This is a genomic window from Nitrosomonas sp. (assembly GCF_020852615.1).
Classification (GTDB): domain Bacteria; phylum Pseudomonadota; class Gammaproteobacteria; order Burkholderiales; family Nitrosomonadaceae; genus Nitrosomonas.
This window is the reverse complement of the sequence record NZ_JADZAJ010000039.1, coordinates 41,021-57,138: the sequence shown is the minus strand read 5'-3', so window position 1 is coordinate 57,138 and position 16,118 is coordinate 41,021. Positions and strand designations below refer to the sequence as shown.

Here is a 16,118-nt window from a genome sequence, read left to right as displayed (position 1 = left end):
GCAACCTCCCGGGCTTTTATCCCTCCGTGGAGCTTCGTCACTTCGAAGCCTCAGGCTCTCGGACCAGACACTTTTTGCAAAGCCGGAACCCTAGCCTGAAGTAATTTCAACCAGCTGGCAGCAAAATCCATGGTGACAACTTTGACACTACCGGCCACAGTAGAAACAGCTTTAAGGGTAGCCGATCTTTCTCAAAACGACAACATTCTGTTAAAAACATACCGGCCCCGCGCCGTTATGTTCCTCCTTCCGGTTTTGAAGGGGAATGATCTGACAGTTACAGCAAAACAACGTCAGCAGGATGCGGCCGGCTGCAGGATGCCGGTACCGGAGATACCGTCCAGTCCCCGGTGTATGTAGCAGAATTTACCGGGATTCTGATAGAATCACGGGTCTGTTAAGAATAGTGTCGCTAAAGGAATATCATTATGACTTATGTAGTAACCGAGAGCTGTATCAAGTGCAAATACACCGATTGCGTAGATGTATGTCCTGTGGATTGTTTCCGGGAAGGTCCCAATTTCCTGGCGATTGATCCGGATGAATGTATCGACTGCACATTGTGTGTAGCGGAATGTCCGGTAGAAGCAATTTATGCGGAAGATGATGTACCTGACGATCAGCGCCAATTCATTGCACTTAATGCAGAACTGTCAAAAATCTGGGAGCCCATTATTGAGAAGAAAGATGCGCTGCCGGATGCGGATGAATGGGCATCTGTTTCAAGCAAGCTGGACAAACTGGAGCGCTGACAGGATTTGTCGTTACGAATCCCGCTATCCTTTCCGTCGAATACACCAACAGGGTCAGGAGAACGCCAATCATGAAAACTTTGATCACGTCAGTTATCTTTCTGGTGTTTTTCTGCACACTTTCACAAACAGCCACGGCACAGCACAATATGGTGCAAAGCTACCCGGTTACAGCGAGTGAAAAGCTGGTCAATGGCATTACCAATGCTGCTACCGGCTTTGTTGAACTTCCTAAAACCATCATTCTTACCAGCCGGCGTGATGGGGCTGCCTACGGACTGACCATCGGTTTTGTGACTGGCATTATGCATACGATTGGCCGTACCGTATTTGGCGTACTGGATGCCGCAACTTTCTTTATCCCCACGCAATCAACGGTCCACCCTTCCTATATCTGGCAGGATTTCGATAAAGAAACAACCTACGGGCAATAGTTACCGGTTTTATCTGCGTGCCCGCTTCAGTTTTTCAGCAGTGCCATCAACTTTCTGATTTTCTTAACCCGCTCACTCACATCCGCTATCTGCAGCCGGATATTCAAGCGGTCAGGTCCCGCCAGGCCGTATTCTTTACCACTTTGAATCAGCTGGATAATTTTGGCAGCTTCAACCCGGGGATCAGGCGCAAACTGCACCTGAATATTGTCCGGGCCGGCATCAATGCGCGTAATATCCAATTCCCTGGCTTCAATACGCAAACGGTGGCTGTCCAGTAATGCACGGGCAGGATCCGGCAGCAAACCAAAGCGATCGATCAGTTCCTGATGAATTTCGTTCAGCTCGGCCTCATTGTTACAACCCGCCATACGTTTATATAGAATCAGCCGCTCGTGAATATCACCACAATAACTTTCCGGCAGTAATGCCGGTACATGCAGCCGGATCTCGGCGGAAACACCTAAAGGCTGCTGCATATCCGGTTCGTGACCGGCTTTCAGCGACTTGATTGCCGCATCCAGCAGTGCGCTGTACAGGCTGAATCCGACTTCCTGCATTTCACCGCTTTGTGAATCCCCCAGCACTGCCCCTGCACCACGAATTTCCAGATCATGCATGGCCAGGTAAAACCCGGAGCCAAGCTCTTCCATAGCCTGAATAGCCTCCAGCCGCCTGATCGCCTGTGCAGTCAGCGTAGCCTTTTCCGGTGTCAGCAGATAAGCGTACGCCTGATGGTGTGAACGGCCAACTCTGCCGCGCAGCTGGTGCAACTGTGCCAGTCCAAATTTATCGGCACGGTGAATGATAATCGTGTTGGCGGTAGGTACATCAATTCCCGTTTCAATAATGGTCGTACATAGCAGCAGATTGAAACGCTGCTGATAGAAGTCGCGCATGACATGTTCCAGCTCGCTTTCCCGCATTTGCCCGTGGGCTATGCTGATTCTGGCTTCCGGCAGCAGTTTGGCCAGTTTGGTATACATGTTCTGAATGGTACTGACCTCGTTATAAAGAAAATAAATCTGGCCACCCCGTTTCAGCTCGCGCAAACAGGCTTCGCGAATGATTCCTTCTGCATAAGGGTGCACAAATGTCCGGATCGCCAGCCGCCGCTGCGGTGCAGTGGCAATCACTGAAAAATCCCTCAATCCTTCGAGTGACATCGCCAGAGTACGCGGAATCGGTGTTGCCGTCAGTGTCAGTACATCCACTTCGGTACGAAGTTTTTTAAGCTGCTCTTTCTGGCGCACCCCGAAACGATGTTCTTCGTCGATGATAACCAGTCCGAGGTTTTTGAATTTAACCTTGTCCTGAATCAGCTTATGCGTGCCGATGATAATGTCAGTCGTTCCCTGCTCCAGGCTTTTCAGTGCTTCAGACTGTTCTTTGGCAGAACGAAAACGTGAAAGCTCGGCGATCTTCACCGGCCACTGTTCGGCAATCAACCCGAAACGATCAGAGAAATTCTGATAATGCTGCTCTGCCAGCAGTGTGGTTGGGACCAGTACCGCCACCTGCCTGCCATCCGCAATCGCGATAAAGGCTGCCCGCAAGGCAACTTCCGTTTTACCAAAACCGACATCACCGCAAATCAGCCGATCCATCGGTTTGCCGGACACCATATCCTGAATGACAGCATTAATGGCAGCAGCCTGATCCGGTGTTTCCTCAAAACCGAAGCCATCAGCAAAGGCATTGTAATCATGCTGGCTGAAACGAAATGTATGGCCTGTACGTGCAGCGCGCAGCGCATACAGATTCAACAGTTCAGCAGCCGTATCACGCACCTGTTGCATTGCTTTGCGCTTGGCTTTTTCCCACTGACCGCTTCCGAGTTTATGCAGAGGGGCTGCTTCTGGTGCTGCACCACTGTAGCGGCTGATGAGATGAAGCTGTGTGACCGGCACATACAGCTTGTCCCCCCCCTGATATTCCAGAGCAAGAAATTCACTGGACTGGCCGGAACCGTCTCCACTCATTTCCATATTGACCAGCCCGAGATAACGCCCGATACCGTGTTGTTCATGTACGACCGGGCTGCCGGGTTTAATTTCAGACAGATCACGCAAAATGGAATCAGCTGATGTGGTTTTGCGGGCTTCGCGCGCACGTTGTCCACGCACATGCGCGGCATACAGCTCATTTTCAGTAACCAGTGCCTGATTTTCTTCAGACAGAATAAAGCCGCCATACAAAGGGGCGACACTCAGCATGCAGGGCGCAGTATCCGACTGAAATGCTGCAAAATCTTCGCACAGTTTCAGTTGCAGGCCATATTCACGCAGATACTCAGCCATAAGCTCGCGCCGCCCGATGCTTTCTGCCAGCAGCAAAACCCGCCCGCCATTCTGTGTAAACGTATTCACAAAAGTGGTCAGCTGCTCAATGGGATTGGCAGCACGACGGTCCACGTGCACAGAAGGCAGAGCGCGAGTGAAAGATCTGTCAGCATCTGCCTGCTGCCCGGGCTGTATTTCAATGCGGGCATAGGATTTGAGATGACCATAAAACCGGTCTTCCGGCAAAAACAGATCTATTGGAGAAAGCAGAGGCCGATCCGGATCGCCGCGCATCAACTGGTAGCGTGAACGAGTATCCTGCCAGAAGTTATCAATAGTGGCGGCAACACTCCCATGCAGACACACGCGGGAAGGTTGCGGCAAATAATCGAACAACGTGGCGGTCTGTTCGAAAAAAAGCGGCAGATAGTATTCGATACCGGCCGGAATATTACCTTTGCTGATTTCCTGATAAAGCCTGCAACGTGTGGGATCACCCTCGAATTTCTCGCGGAAACCGGTACGGAACCGGCTGCGCCCACCTTCATCAAGCGGAAATTCCCGTGCCGGCAGCAGCCGGATTTCCCTGACCGGATAAATACTGCGCTGGGTATCCACATCGAAGGTACGGATTGATTCGATTTCGTCATCGAATAAATCAATACGATAAGGGAGCGAACTGCCCATCGGAAACAGATCGATTAACCCTCCGCGAATACTGTATTCCCCCGGTGAAAGCACTTGCGATACATGGGAATACCCCGCCAGTGACATCTGGTTGCGGAATACCGGCAAATCCAGCGTGCTGCCCTGGCTGACAAAAAATGAATGTGCTGCCAGAAATTCCCGCGGCGGCATCCGGTACAACGCCGTCGTAACCGGTACGATCAATACATCGCAGGCATTGTGTGTAATCTGGTAAAACGTGGCCAGACGCTCCGAAACCAGATCCTGGTGAGGCGAAAAAATATCGTATGGCAGTGTTTCCCAATCCGGTAACAGACTTACGCGCAAATCCGGCGCAAAAAATGGAATTTCTCCCAGTAATCGTTGCGCATCCAGCGCATTAGCCGTGATAACGGCCAGCATCTGCCCGGTCTGATCCTGTTTTGCCAGTCGGGCCAGTGCACAGGCATCACCGGAACCTTCAAAACCGGCGTAATGCCGTAACTGCTCCGCAGAAAATGAATTGGATCTGGATAACATGATTTTACAAACGAGGTGTGAATTGCTCAGAAATATGACAAATAAGTGGCTGTGAAAAGTGCGCCTGCCAGGCCGGTAATAATGGCGATTGTCCCCGCGAAGCATCGCCTGGTCAGCACCGTGTTACCTGTAAAAAAAATCAGCCCCAGTTTGAAAATGAGGTTGGCAATGATCCCAAGCGTAATTGCAGTGACCACTTCCACGATTTCCAGCCTGCCAAGCCCGTGCAAACGCAAACTGCTCAGCGTGATTGCATCTACGTTGGTCAGACCTGAGATAACCGCCACGGCATACAATCCACTGCTGCCGGCAATATCAGACAGCCATCCGCTAAAAAATAAAACAACCGCATAAATCAGGCCGAATCCGATGGCAGTAGTCAGTTCTGCCGGATTTTTGGTATCGGGCATGGGAACGGTTTGCTGCTGGCTGAATGTGCGCCACCAGAACAATGAGGCAATCAGCCCCAGAAAAAACCCTCCTCCCAGAACCGGCAGCAGATAAGGAAAAATTTCCGGAGAAATCATTTCAGTAATCAGCGCCAGCCGAACCAGCATAACCAGATTGGCCAGCAGAATCACAACGACAGCCAGGCTGGTAATATCAGGCTTATCCACGTTACGGCGTGTAAACACCAGTGTAGTGGCTGTGCTGGAAACCAGTCCGCCCAAAATACCCAGCAAAACCGCACCATGGCGCTGGCCAATAAAACGCAGGGCAATATAGCCCACCAGACTGACCCCCGAGATCAACACGATCATCAGCCAAACCTGATAGGGGTTAAAGGTATCGAAAGGTCCATAATTTTTGTCAGGCAGAATCGGCAGGATGATGAAACTGAGCACTGCGAACTGCAAAATTGAAATCAGATCCTTGCGGGTCAGGTTTTGTGAGATACCCTGCAATTCAGTTTTGAAATACAGCAAAATGGTTGTGATGATTGCCAGCATGACAGCCAGCCTTGACTCTTCATACCACACCATGGCGCCTAACCCGTAACAAATAAGTACAGCGGTTACCGTGGTGGTACCGGGATCTTCCGGCAGGTCCCGCCTGTCCCGATAAGAGGCAATCACCATGATGCCAACCAGTAACAAACCGCAGATCAGCAGCCATGGCGTCTGCGCCTTATGCGACAGCATGGCAGCCAGTGTGCCAAACATGGCCACCAGCGCAAAGGTACGCAGCCCTGCCCTGGCTGATGGACTGCGTTCACGTTCCAGGCCAATCAGCAAACCGATAGCAAGACTGGTGGCAAACCGGGCGAGATAACCGCGCTCCTGCGAGAGCAGAAACAGATCATCCATACTGCGCCTGGCCCGATGCAAACCAGTGTTCCAGCAATAACTGCATCCGTGTGCTTCCATTGTATTCGTTCACCTGCACCCGATAAACTGCATCAATTTCGGCGGGCAGTCGTTCAGCACAGAAAAACAAAATTCCGTCATACACCTGTGCGGTACCGGCTTTTCGCAATTTCAGCTTCAGGTGCTTTTCCCCGACGATACGCTGATTCTCAACCCGAAAACAGCCATTAAAACTGGGTTCAGGAAAACCCTGCCCCCATACCTGATCCGACAGATATTGCGCCAGCTCCAGAGTCAAATCCGCCTCTTCCAGCATACCGTCAGTTTCAATTACCTGTATCAGATCAGCCGGTGTCAGCAGGGATTGTGCCACCTGCTCAAATGCGGTGCGAAACAGCTCGAAATCCTGTTCGTGTATTGTCAGACCGGCAGCCATGGCATGGCCGCCAAATTTAATGATCAGCCCGGGACAGCGCTTGGCAACCAGATCCAGCGCATCACGCAGATGCAGGCTCAAGATCGATCTGCCGGAACCTTTAATCTCACCATCGCCACCCCGGGCGAAAACGATCACTGGCCGGTGCAGCCTGTCCTTGACACGTGAAGCAATCAGACCAATGACACCCTGGTGCCAGCCGGAGTCATACAGGCACAAGCTGTAAACGGACTGGCCATCGTTATTTGCCGGCGTATCGGGCAAATTCAGGGAATCAATTACGCCGCCCAGTTTATCCATTGCCTCATCACGCATACCGGACTCGATTTCGCGACGCTGGCGGTTCAGCTCATCCAGTTCACCGGCAAGGCGCAGTGCACGTGATTCGTCATCCGTCAGCAGACACTCGATTCCCAGTGACATATCATCCAGCCGCCCGGCGGCATTCAGTCTGGGTGCAAGAATAAATCCCATCTCATAAGCAGCGGCACGGCGGAAGTCTCGCCCGGCTGCCTTGAACAAAGCATGAATACCGGCACAACAAAACCCGTTACGAATGCGCTGCAACCCCTGTTGTACCAGGATGCGATTGGTTCCTTCCAGCCTGACTACATCGGCAACCGTACCCAGCGCAACCAGATCAAGCAGGCTGGCGAGATTGGGCTCTTTACCGGCTGCGGCAAAAGCATCCCGTTCACGCAATTCTGCCCGCAGCGCCAGCATGACATAAAAAATTACACCAACACCGGCGATATGCTTGTCAGGAAAAGGACATCCCGGCTGATTGGGGTTGACGATGACGGCTGCATCCGGCAGCCGGTCACCCGGCAAATGATGATCAGTGATGAATACCTGCATCCCCAGACGGTTGGCTTCCTCTACGCCTTCCACACTGGCGATACCGTTATCCACTGTAATCAGGATATCAGGAGAAGGCATCCGATCAGCGGCCAGGCGCACGATTTCCGGTGTCAATCCATAGCCGTATTCAAAACGATTGGGTACAAGGTATTCCACCATGGCGCCAAACTGGCGCAACGCGCGCAGGGCAACGGCACAGGCAGTGGCTCCATCGGTATCATAATCCGCAATCACAAGTAAACGCTTTTGTGCGGCAATGGCATCGGCCAGTAACACGGCAATCTGTTTACTGTTTTTCAGTTGCTCGAACGAAGCCATTCGGGAAAAAGTGGTTTCAAGCTGGCTCGGGTGAGCTATACCGCGAGCAGCAAAAATACGTGCAAGTACGGATGGCAGGCCATGTGCACTCAGTATCTCGTATGCATCGGCGGGAATTTTACGGGTAGTAATGTTGGCCATAATGCCAGCATTTTATCACCAGGCTGTAACTGGCCGTAGCTGCGGGGAGAACGAAGGAAAAAAACAGGAGTATTTCGCTGCGGTAATGCAACTATCGGGTTACCGCAATACTCCTGCTGCTTGCCAAATTTGTATCTGTTATTTACTTGGGTGCGACTACACCGGATTCACCGGTTGCCTTGGCGGCACGTAACACAGGATAAAATTGTGTGAAGACCATGTCTGTCTTCGCATTTTCCTTGTGACAGGCAGCGCAATCAGCAGTGGGCAGGTTTTTAGCTGCAGCAACCAGCGGAGTGCCGGGAACATAGAAAATATAGAAAGCCCAGTTACCCGGCTCACCCGCAAAGCGCCCGGAATCTTTGACAGACGCTTCCAGGCCGATGTAATCCCCCATGAAATAGCCGTTACCACTGCCCGGGCCTTTACGATCCCCCACGCTGACCAGCTCCTTCACGGTCATTGTTCCATCCCGGAATTCACCTGTTTTTTTCCAGTGGGCATAGCTTTCCGGATCGACATAAACTGTTCTGATTTCAGTAAAAGGTGCCTTCCCGTCATTCAGCTCATTGGGTGTTACCTGAGTGCCAACCATCACCCATTCACGGTAGTTTTTCGGTAACAGCAGTTCACCCTTGTCGTTAAATTCGGCTACACCGGCAGCCAGTGTACTGCCAGCCATAACTGCCGAAAGGATCAGGCCACTCAAACCATTTGCCAGTTGTTTCTTAAAACGCATAAAGATCTCCTTTTAGTGGATTGACAGCGTAATTGTTCCTGCTTCAGCCAGGCTGAGGTACTCTCCGGTTGAAGGCATGACACAACTTACGCCAGGTTGGTTGTAAACAGGTTTGCCAGCGCAGTGCCCGGATCCGGCGCGCGCATGAATGTTTCTCCAATCAGAAAAGCATAAACATGGCGGGAAATTATCATTTCCACATCGGCAGGTGTGCGGATACCGCTTTCGGTAACAGCGATTTTCCCGAATGGAATACGTTTAACCAGTTGCAGCGTAGTATCCAGTGTTGTTTCAAAAGTCCGCAGATTACGATTGTTGATCCCGATCAGCGATGTTGTCAGCTGCAGCGCCAGATCAAGCTCATCCGCATCGTGTACTTCCACCAGCACTGCCATCCCCAGCGCCTGTGCGATGGCTTCGAGCTTACGCATCCGTTCCAGTGCACTGTCACCCTGATGGATAGTGGCATCCTGCTGGAAAACCGGTGAAAGAAATGCAGCAACAATCAGCAGAATACAATCTGCCCCCATCACGCGCGCCTCATAAACCTGATATTCATCCAGCAAAAAATCTTTGCGCAGTACTGGCAAATCGCATGCTGCGCGTGCCTGCTGTAAAAAATCGGCACTTCCCATGAAAAACAGTTCATCTGTCAGGACGGACAAACAGGCTGCGCCATTTTTGGCATAACCGGCCGCAATTTCTGCCGGAACAAAATCTTCTGGAATCACATTCTGTTCAGGAGAATTTCCCGTGTACCCTGTTGCCTGTATTACATGAGCTTCTGTACGCCCGCGCAGCAGGCCCTTGCTTGGACTGGCCCGTTTAATTTCTGCAATGACGGCAGCCCGGTTCCGGCTGACCCGCCGGTATATCGCCTGGAAAAAATCACGCGGAGCAGGCATGCCTGCTGCTTCTTTATGGATTTCTTCCAGTGATTTTTTTACTTTGGCAGCTGTGATCTCCTGCTTTTTTACGGCAAGGATGCGATCAAGAATATCTGACATACAAACTAATCTGTTAACCGATTGGAAAATTCAATCAACGCCTGCATTTTCTGTTTTGCAGCACCACTGATCAGCATATCGCGAGCTATTTTCACACCCTGAATCCAGGAATCCGCTTTTCCCGCGACATAAATGGCAGCACCAGCATTAAGCAGAACAATATCCCTGGCGGGGCCGGAACGATTATCCAGTACGGATAAAAGCATATTCCGGGCCTCTTCCGTGCTGTCCACCTGCAACGATGCGATATCGGCGCGTTCCAGATCAAAATCTTCCGGTTGTACACTATATTCCCGGATTTTGCCTGCATTGAGCTCGGCGATTCTGGTCGGGCCGGATATCGTGATTTCATCCAGCCCGTCACTGCCGTGCACGATCATGGCATGCCGGCTTCCCAATCGCAGCAGCACTTGTGCCAGCACGCTGGTCAGATCAGGGTTGAATACACCCAGTAACTGATTTTTAGCACCTGCCGGATTGGTCAGCGGCCCCAGGATATTGAAAATCGTACGCACGCCCAATTCGCGCCGAACAGGGGCCGCATGTTTCATGGCATGGTGAAAATTGGGAGCGAACATAAAACCGATACCGACTTCGGTGATGGATTGGGCAATCTGATCGGGTGTCTGATTAAGGTTAATGCCGATAGCTTCCAGCACATCCGCACTGCCCACTTTGCTGGAAACGGAGCGGCCGCCGTGTTTGGCGACCTGTACACCTGCAGCAGCGGTTACAAAAGCAGAAGCGGTTGAAATATTGAAAGTGCTGCGTCCGTCCCCGCCGGTGCCGCAGGTATCGACCAGATGACCCGAATCAGCCACTTCGATACGCACAGCCAGCTCGCGCATGACCTGAGCAGCTGCACTGATTTCACTGATACTCTCCCGTTTCATGCGCAACCCGGCAACCAGGGCGGCTGTCATGATCGGCGATACATTTCCCGACATGATCGCGCGCATCAGCTCAACCATTTCCTCGTAAGGGATTTCACGCTGCTCAAGAATTCGGGCAAGAATTATCTGCGGGTTCACGCGTTACACAGATTCGAAGAAGACGGTTGAATATGGTTACCTTGAAGGAAATTACCCAGCAGCTGGTGGCCATGTTCACTTAAAACCGATTCGGGATGAAACTGCACGCCCTCAACAGGCAATGTGCGATGCCGCACGCCCATGATCTCGCCATCCTCAGTCCAGGCAGAAATTTCAAGACAGTCGGGTATACTCGAGCGTTCAATCACGAGTGAATGGTAGCGGGTCGCCGTGAATGGATTTGGCATCCCCTGGAAGACACCTTTGCCATCATGAAAAACCGGTGAAGTTTTACCATGCATAACTTTTCCGGCACGTACAATTCTCCCGCCAAAAGCCTGGCCAATGCTCTGGTGACCCAGGCATACGCCCAATATAGGAACCTTTCCGCCAAACCGGCTGATCAGCTCTATCGAAATACCCGCCTCATCGGGCGTGCACGGGCCCGGTGAAATGACAACACCGGCAGGATTCAGCTGCTGAACGGCTTCCAGTGTAATTTCGTCATTTCGAACAACCATGACTTCCTCGCCCAGCTCACCCAGGTACTGCACCAGGTTATAGGTAAAGGAATCGTAATTATCAATCATCAACAACATGAGGGGTAAAATCACTATTTGTTGGAATTCAGGGAAGTCGGACACTGCGGAAAAACCGGAGAAATGGCCGAAGGCTTCTTACCCGGGTATTTTCGCCCAGGTTGCATGAAAGGTAAACCTGCACTATGAAAATTTCTACCGATGTTTCATCACCCGAGCAAACACGCCGGAAAACCGGGTCCAGATATAAGCCGAAATCATTTCTGTCCTGGATTTTAATGGGGTTTTTCATTGTCGGACTGCCGCTGATCGGCGCGCTGATATACAGCGCCGTGCGCATTGATCAGTTATCCGAACAAAGCCGGAACAACATCTACCAGGCCACACAAATCACGAATGGCATCAGCGTTATCATCGGTGAGATCATGGCAATGGAGCGAAGTGTACAGCATGCGCTGGTACTGGATGATGCTTCCCTGCTGGAAGGCTATTTTCTCGCCCATACCAAGTTTGAAAACATTACCAATCATCTTGCTGCTATTTCCACCCGCCCGGAACAGCAACTGCCGTTAGAAAAAATGCGTTTGCTCGAACTCAGCCTTTTCAGGGAAATGCTGAGCTTAAAAGAGCATCCGCAGGAACTGCAGTATCTGCTTGAACGTTTTGCAATGCTGCTCTCACTGACGCAGGAATTTTCCACCAACAGTTTCCATATCATCGAGCAAAACGTGGGGAGTATGGATGAAATTGCCACACAAACCCGCTCCCTGGTCGAATGGGAATTACTGACCCTGGTTCCACTGGTTATTTTTCTTGCGCTGAGTTTATCTGTATTCATTGCTCGCCCGGTTCGCCAGATCGATGAAGCCATTGCGCAAATGGGCCGGGGTGATCTTACTCAGTCTATTCGTGTCAACGGGCCGCAAAACCTCGTTTATATCGGGGAACGGCTGAACTGGCTGCGGCAGCGTTTGCTCAAGCTGGAAAGCCAGAAAATACAGTTCTTTCGTCATATTTCTCATGAATTAAAAACACCACTGACCGCTATTCGTGAAGGTGCAGATTTACTGGCGGAAGGTGTTACGGGAGAACTCAATCAAAAACAGCAGCTTATCGCAGGAATCCTCCATACCGGCAGCATGCAGCTGCAAAGACGGATTGAGGATCTGCTGAATTTCAGTGCACTTCAGGCAGAAATTATCACGCTCGTTAAACAACACGTTAACCTGAAGCAGATCATTCATTCGGTGATACAGGCACAAAATCTTTCTGTTCTGAGCAAAAACCTCAAAATCAGGCTGGATTGCCCGGAGTTATCCCTGAAATGTGACAAGCAGAAACTGGATATTATTTTTGATAACCTGCTTTCCAATGCAATCAAATTTTCTCCGGCAGGCAGTCTTATTGAGATAGTGGCGTCGTACAATAGCGACAATGTGCAAATCGACGTACAAGACGCTGGCCCGGGCGTGGATAGTATTGATGGAAACCAGATATTCGAACCTTTTTACCAGGGCCGCAATACGCCGTCTGAAAGCTCTGTCAGAGGTACCGGCCTGGGTCTGGCAATTGCAAAGGAATATGCAATTGCGCACGGCGGAAATATCGAGCTTATCCAGGAGGCCGGAAAACACGGCGCCCATTTCCGGCTAACGTTACCCCTTAATCATTCTGAATCTATAACATGACAAGTATTCTCAAATTATCAACCCCCTTCCCGAATACCCTGATTCTGTCCGCTCCATACCTGCCAAAGTTACCAAAACTGCCAATGCTGCCAAAAGACACGTTCAGCAGGATTCCGGCAAGCCTGATCCGGATGGCAGGGTATCGGATCAGTCTGGTGATAACAGGACTGATCGTTCTGTCCGCAGTGCTGGCAGGGTGTGTGCATCCGCCAGCCCAACCCGTACAGGTGCCTGTCAGGGAGGAAATCCATATCATCCGGGAGTCGGAAAACAGCCTGAGTGAACTGATGCATTACTATGATTCGCTGCAAGGCATGTCTAAAGCCGCACTTTTGAAAGAATACAAATATGCAAACAGCCACTATCGGGAAAGTACCGATATACAGCAGCGGCTTAAATTGCTGCTGTTGCTGACCTTGCCAAACACCGGCTTTCAAACCACACAAGGGGCGCTGAAACTGATGGAAACACTTCCTGAACAGGTTGAACCCTCCGCACCGGATACGATAGCCTTCAAAAAACTGCTGGTAACGTTACTCAAACAGCAGCGGGCTGCGAAAGTGCAAATCGAAAATCTGACTGAAAAATTACATTCATCCGAAGCAGAAATCAAAACATTAAAGAGTAAAATCAACGCAATTAAAAATATTGAAAAACACCTGATGCGTAAAAATACGCTTTGACCCGTACATAAAATGACGCAAAACAAAAAAATTCTTTTAGTGGATGATGACAGGGATCTGCTGGAGCTGCTTTCCATCCGCCTGACTGCTGCCGGCTATGAAACCATGCTTGCGGACAGTGCCGAAGCAGCAATCAATTATCTTGACATTTCCCGCCCGCACCTCGTTATCAGCGACATGCAAATGGGTGGTCTGGATGGGATGGCACTGTTTGATCACATTCATCGCAACATTCCCACACTGCCGGTCATTATCCTGACGGCTTACGGCACCATTCCGGATGCGGTCACAGCAACACAACGCGGAATTTTTGGCTACCTCACCAAACCTTACGATCCAAAAATCCTGCTGAGCCAGGTGGAACGTGCGATTGATATGGCACCAGCCGTTGAGACGCTTCCCGGAAAGGAGCCGGTATCTTCATGGCGTAAAGCCATCATTACCCAAAGTGCGGTCATGGAAGATCTGCTGGCCAAAGTAGACCGGGTAGCCCAAGGAGATGCCAGCGTACTGCTGTCCGGTGAAAGCGGCGTCGGCAAGGAACTGTTTGCCCGTGCCATCCACCAGGCATCCCGGCGTTGTGATCAGCCGTTCGTCACCATCAATTGTGCCGCCATTCCGGAACAGTTACTGGAATCCGAACTGTTCGGCCATGCTAAAGGGGCTTTTACCGGTGCGGTGCGGGATCACAAGGGATTATTTCAGCAAGCCGAAGGAGGCAGTTTATTTCTGGACGAGATTGGCGATATGCCTTTACTGCTCCAGGCAAAACTGCTGCATGCGCTGCAGGAAAGGGTTATCCGGCCAGTAGGCTCCCCACAAACGGTTCCGATTGATGTACGCATTATTTCCGCCACGCACAGGGATCTGAAATCCGAAATCGAGGAGGGAAATTTTCGTGAAGATCTGTACTACCGGCTGTTTGTAGTGGGATTGTCGATCCCCTCACTTGCCCAGCGCAATGAGGATATCCCCCTGCTGGCCAATCATTTTCTGCGCGTATTTGCGGAGAAGCATCAAAAGGAGGTTAACGGGTTTTCTCCAGAAGCAACCAGCTTTTTACTGGCTTCTTCCTGGCCCGGTAATATTCGCCAGCTGATGAATGTCATTGAGCAAAGCGTCGTCATGAGTGCCGTTCCGCTTATTTCCGGTGAGCTGGTTCGCGACGCCATGCACAAGGATGAAGAACAGATGACCTCATTTGAAGATGCCCGCAGGCAGTTTGAAAGAGATTATCTGGTCAAGGTGCTGAAGATCACATCTGGTAATGTGACTCAGGCAGCCAAACTGGCCAAGCGTAACCGTACCGAGTTTTACAAGCTGCTGCAACGGCACCAGCTGGATTTCACACTTTACAAATCATTGCAGGAAAAGGCCTGATATCCGGTTATCTTATCGGGTTAATGGCGGAAATTTTGCGATAACTTCAATCGTTACACCTTCCCGCAATACTTTTAGCGGCAGCCAGGTGCCCGGCGCCTGACGTTTAACCGTAGCGACAACCTCGCCGCTTTCCCTGATTGCACTGCCAGCCATTCCCAGAATCACATCGCCAGCCTGCAGTCCGGCAGATTCAGCAATACTGCCTGGCTCAACCTGCAGCACGAGTGCTCCACCGGTTTTTTTACTGAACTCAAAACCGATACCCAGGCGCTGATGCGAAGACGTACCTGGTTCCGCAGCAAACGGGGCCAGCCCGAATACCGCATCAGCATAGCCTTCAACCAGCGATTTACAGGATCGACCGGTATCCCATGGCAGCAATGAACCCGTTTTTTTCACACCCAGATCTTTTAACTGATGCGGAACCCCGAATCCTCCAAAAATATGCCCGGATCCCATAATGCCAACTACCAGCGGCTTCTTATGCCTGTCATACCGGTTCAGCGTGGCATGAATTTCCTGTGCCATTGCCCGGTCCCATAACTGCTGACTGACAACAAATCGCAGAAAATCCGCATCATACAGGCCAGGTTTCTGCTTATTACCGGCCGTTTTATGGCTGGTGCGATTATGCTGCTGATAAATTGGCAGCAGAAATTCCAGGTATTCCGGCACAGGTGGCGCGGGACGGGTGATACCTTCCCTGTCTTTTTCCGGCACACTGTCAAATCCCTTTGCCGTAACAGCCTGCCGCAAGTGCATATCGATGTTGAGTGCGCGCATCGGGATACGATTCATTCGTGCAAAATGGAACAGGGGCAGATACAAACCGGCATCGGTACTCCAGACAGACTGCCATTCTGAACGCAATAAAAATTCGGATTCTGTCAGTTCACCCGCCACCCATTGATCCAGCACTTTCTGCACCCGTCGTGGAAACATCTCAAAGCCAATCACCATATCCGGACGTACCGCATGCAAAGCAGCCAGCATCTGTAACTGCCAGCGATGATGTTCGGGGTTGATATGGGTTTCACCCAGCAACACGACTGATTTGTCTTTCACTGAAGCCAGCACACTGGCCAGAGTTACCTCTCCCCTGCCGGGAACCACCCAGTCTGCCACCGGCACACACTGGTTCTGTGACTGGTTTTGTATCACCTGTTCACTGGTGTCAGGCTTTTTTTCCGATCCGGCCCGGGCAGAAACATTGGAAATAACGGTTACCCCTCCCAGCAACAGCAAACTGCTTATGGCTAATCGCCAGCCCGGTCTGAAATCAATCATGGTTATTTTTCCTGGTAATCAGTA

13 protein-coding genes and 1 riboswitch are annotated in these 16,118 nt (G+C 51.0%); of the genes, 5 read left to right on the top strand and 8 right to left on the bottom strand.

All coding sequences use genetic code 11. The features are described 5' to 3' along the window. Window positions 1–3: 3 nt before the first annotated feature. Window positions 4–105, bottom strand: a riboswitch (guanidine-I (ykkC/yxkD leader). 323 nt (window positions 106–428) lie between these two features. Then, window positions 429–752, top strand: coding sequence for a ferredoxin FdxA (fdxA, locus tag IT527_RS08870; RefSeq protein WP_292968176.1), 324 nt, complete (start codon window positions 429–431; stop codon window positions 750–752). Between the two features lie 71 nt (window positions 753–823). After that, window positions 824–1,186 carry an exosortase system-associated protein, TIGR04073 family gene (locus tag IT527_RS08865; protein WP_292968175.1) on the top strand — a complete coding sequence of 121 codons (363 nt, stop codon included), beginning with the start codon at window positions 824–826 and terminating at the stop codon, window positions 1,184–1,186. A 26-nt stretch (window positions 1,187–1,212) separates the two neighbouring features. Here the strand turns inward: IT527_RS08865 and mfd are convergent, their stop codons facing one another. From mfd to IT527_RS08830, 7 genes are all read right to left on the bottom strand, one after another. Then, window positions 1,213–4,674, bottom strand: coding sequence for a transcription-repair coupling factor (gene mfd, locus IT527_RS08860; RefSeq protein ID WP_292968174.1), 3,462 nt, complete (start codon window positions 4,672–4,674; stop codon window positions 1,213–1,215). A 26-nt stretch (window positions 4,675–4,700) separates the two neighbouring features. After that, window positions 4,701–5,981 (bottom strand): MgtC/SapB family protein, encoded by a 1,281-nt coding sequence (locus IT527_RS08855; RefSeq protein WP_292968173.1) that lies wholly within the window; start codon window positions 5,979–5,981, stop codon window positions 4,701–4,703. Continuing rightward, window positions 5,974–7,737, bottom strand: a complete 1,764-nt coding sequence (gene recJ / locus IT527_RS08850; protein WP_292968172.1) for a single-stranded-DNA-specific exonuclease RecJ — start codon at window positions 7,735–7,737, stop codon at window positions 5,974–5,976. Before recJ ends, IT527_RS08855 begins: the two co-directional genes overlap by 8 nt. A 142-nt stretch (window positions 7,738–7,879) precedes the next feature. Next, window positions 7,880–8,476 carry a cytochrome P460 family protein gene (locus IT527_RS08845; RefSeq protein ID WP_292968171.1) on the bottom strand — a complete coding sequence of 199 codons (597 nt, stop codon included), beginning with the start codon at window positions 8,474–8,476 and terminating at the stop codon, window positions 7,880–7,882. Between the two features lie 86 nt (window positions 8,477–8,562). Continuing rightward, window positions 8,563–9,483: an indole-3-glycerol phosphate synthase TrpC gene (locus IT527_RS08840; RefSeq protein ID WP_292968170.1), complete on the bottom strand. Its 921-nt coding sequence runs from the start codon at window positions 9,481–9,483 to the stop codon at window positions 8,563–8,565. Between the two features lie 5 nt (window positions 9,484–9,488). Further along, the gene (trpD, locus tag IT527_RS08835; protein WP_292968169.1) at window positions 9,489–10,514 is read right to left on the bottom strand and encodes an anthranilate phosphoribosyltransferase; all 1,026 of its coding nucleotides are present in this window, start codon (window positions 10,512–10,514) and stop codon (window positions 9,489–9,491) included. Beyond that, entirely contained in the window at window positions 10,511–11,113 is a 603-nt protein-coding gene (locus IT527_RS08830; protein WP_292968168.1) for an aminodeoxychorismate/anthranilate synthase component II, read from the bottom strand. Before IT527_RS08830 ends, trpD begins: the two co-directional genes overlap by 4 nt. Before the next feature lie 125 nt (window positions 11,114–11,238). Here IT527_RS08830 and IT527_RS08825 point away from each other — a divergent pair, with 125 nt between their 5' ends. Genes IT527_RS08825 through IT527_RS08815 form a run of 3 tightly spaced genes read left to right on the top strand, consistent with a single transcriptional unit; the run spans window position 11,239 to window position 14,804 of the window. Then, window positions 11,239–12,741, top strand: coding sequence for a HAMP domain-containing sensor histidine kinase (locus tag IT527_RS08825; RefSeq protein WP_292968167.1), 1,503 nt, complete (start codon window positions 11,239–11,241; stop codon window positions 12,739–12,741). After that, window positions 12,738–13,424 (top strand): hypothetical protein, encoded by a 687-nt coding sequence (locus IT527_RS08820; RefSeq protein ID WP_292968166.1) that lies wholly within the window; start codon window positions 12,738–12,740, stop codon window positions 13,422–13,424. The genes IT527_RS08825 and IT527_RS08820 overlap by 4 nt, the downstream gene beginning before the upstream one ends. A gap of 12 nt (window positions 13,425–13,436) precedes the next feature. Next, entirely contained in the window at window positions 13,437–14,804 is a 1,368-nt protein-coding gene (locus IT527_RS08815; RefSeq protein WP_292968165.1) for a sigma 54-interacting transcriptional regulator, read from the top strand. 12 nt (window positions 14,805–14,816) lie between these two features. Here the strand turns inward: IT527_RS08815 and IT527_RS08810 are convergent, their stop codons facing one another. Continuing rightward, the gene (locus IT527_RS08810) at window positions 14,817–16,094 is read right to left on the bottom strand and encodes a ChaN family lipoprotein (protein WP_292968164.1); all 1,278 of its coding nucleotides are present in this window, start codon (window positions 16,092–16,094) and stop codon (window positions 14,817–14,819) included. Window positions 16,095–16,118: the final 24 nt, after the last annotated feature.

Excerpts from the sequence above, each read along its gene's own strand:
- IT527_RS08855 (WP_292968173.1), bottom strand. The coding sequence starts at position 5,981 with ATGGATGATCTGTTTCTGCTCTCGCAGGAGCGCGGTTATCTCGCCCGG.
- IT527_RS08840 (WP_292968170.1), bottom strand. The coding sequence starts at position 9,483 with ATGTCAGATATTCTTGATCGCATCCTTGCCGTAAAAAAGCAGGAGATC.
- fdxA (WP_292968176.1), top strand. The coding sequence starts at position 429 with ATGACTTATGTAGTAACCGAGAGCTGTATCAAGTGCAAATACACCGAT.
- recJ (WP_292968172.1), bottom strand. The coding sequence starts at position 7,737 with ATGGCCAACATTACTACCCGTAAAATTCCCGCCGATGCATACGAGATA.
- mfd (WP_292968174.1), bottom strand. The coding sequence starts at position 4,674 with ATGTTATCCAGATCCAATTCATTTTCTGCGGAGCAGTTACGGCATTAC.
- IT527_RS08865 (WP_292968175.1), top strand. The coding sequence starts at position 824 with ATGAAAACTTTGATCACGTCAGTTATCTTTCTGGTGTTTTTCTGCACA.
- IT527_RS08815 (WP_292968165.1), top strand. The coding sequence starts at position 13,437 with ATGACGCAAAACAAAAAAATTCTTTTAGTGGATGATGACAGGGATCTG.
- IT527_RS08845 (WP_292968171.1), bottom strand. The coding sequence starts at position 8,476 with ATGCGTTTTAAGAAACAACTGGCAAATGGTTTGAGTGGCCTGATCCTT.
- IT527_RS08820 (WP_292968166.1), top strand. The coding sequence starts at position 12,738 with ATGACAAGTATTCTCAAATTATCAACCCCCTTCCCGAATACCCTGATT.
- IT527_RS08810 (WP_292968164.1), bottom strand. The coding sequence starts at position 16,094 with ATGATTGATTTCAGACCGGGCTGGCGATTAGCCATAAGCAGTTTGCTG.
- IT527_RS08830 (WP_292968168.1), bottom strand. The coding sequence starts at position 11,113 with ATGTTGTTGATGATTGATAATTACGATTCCTTTACCTATAACCTGGTG.
- IT527_RS08825 (WP_292968167.1), top strand. The coding sequence starts at position 11,239 with ATGAAAATTTCTACCGATGTTTCATCACCCGAGCAAACACGCCGGAAA.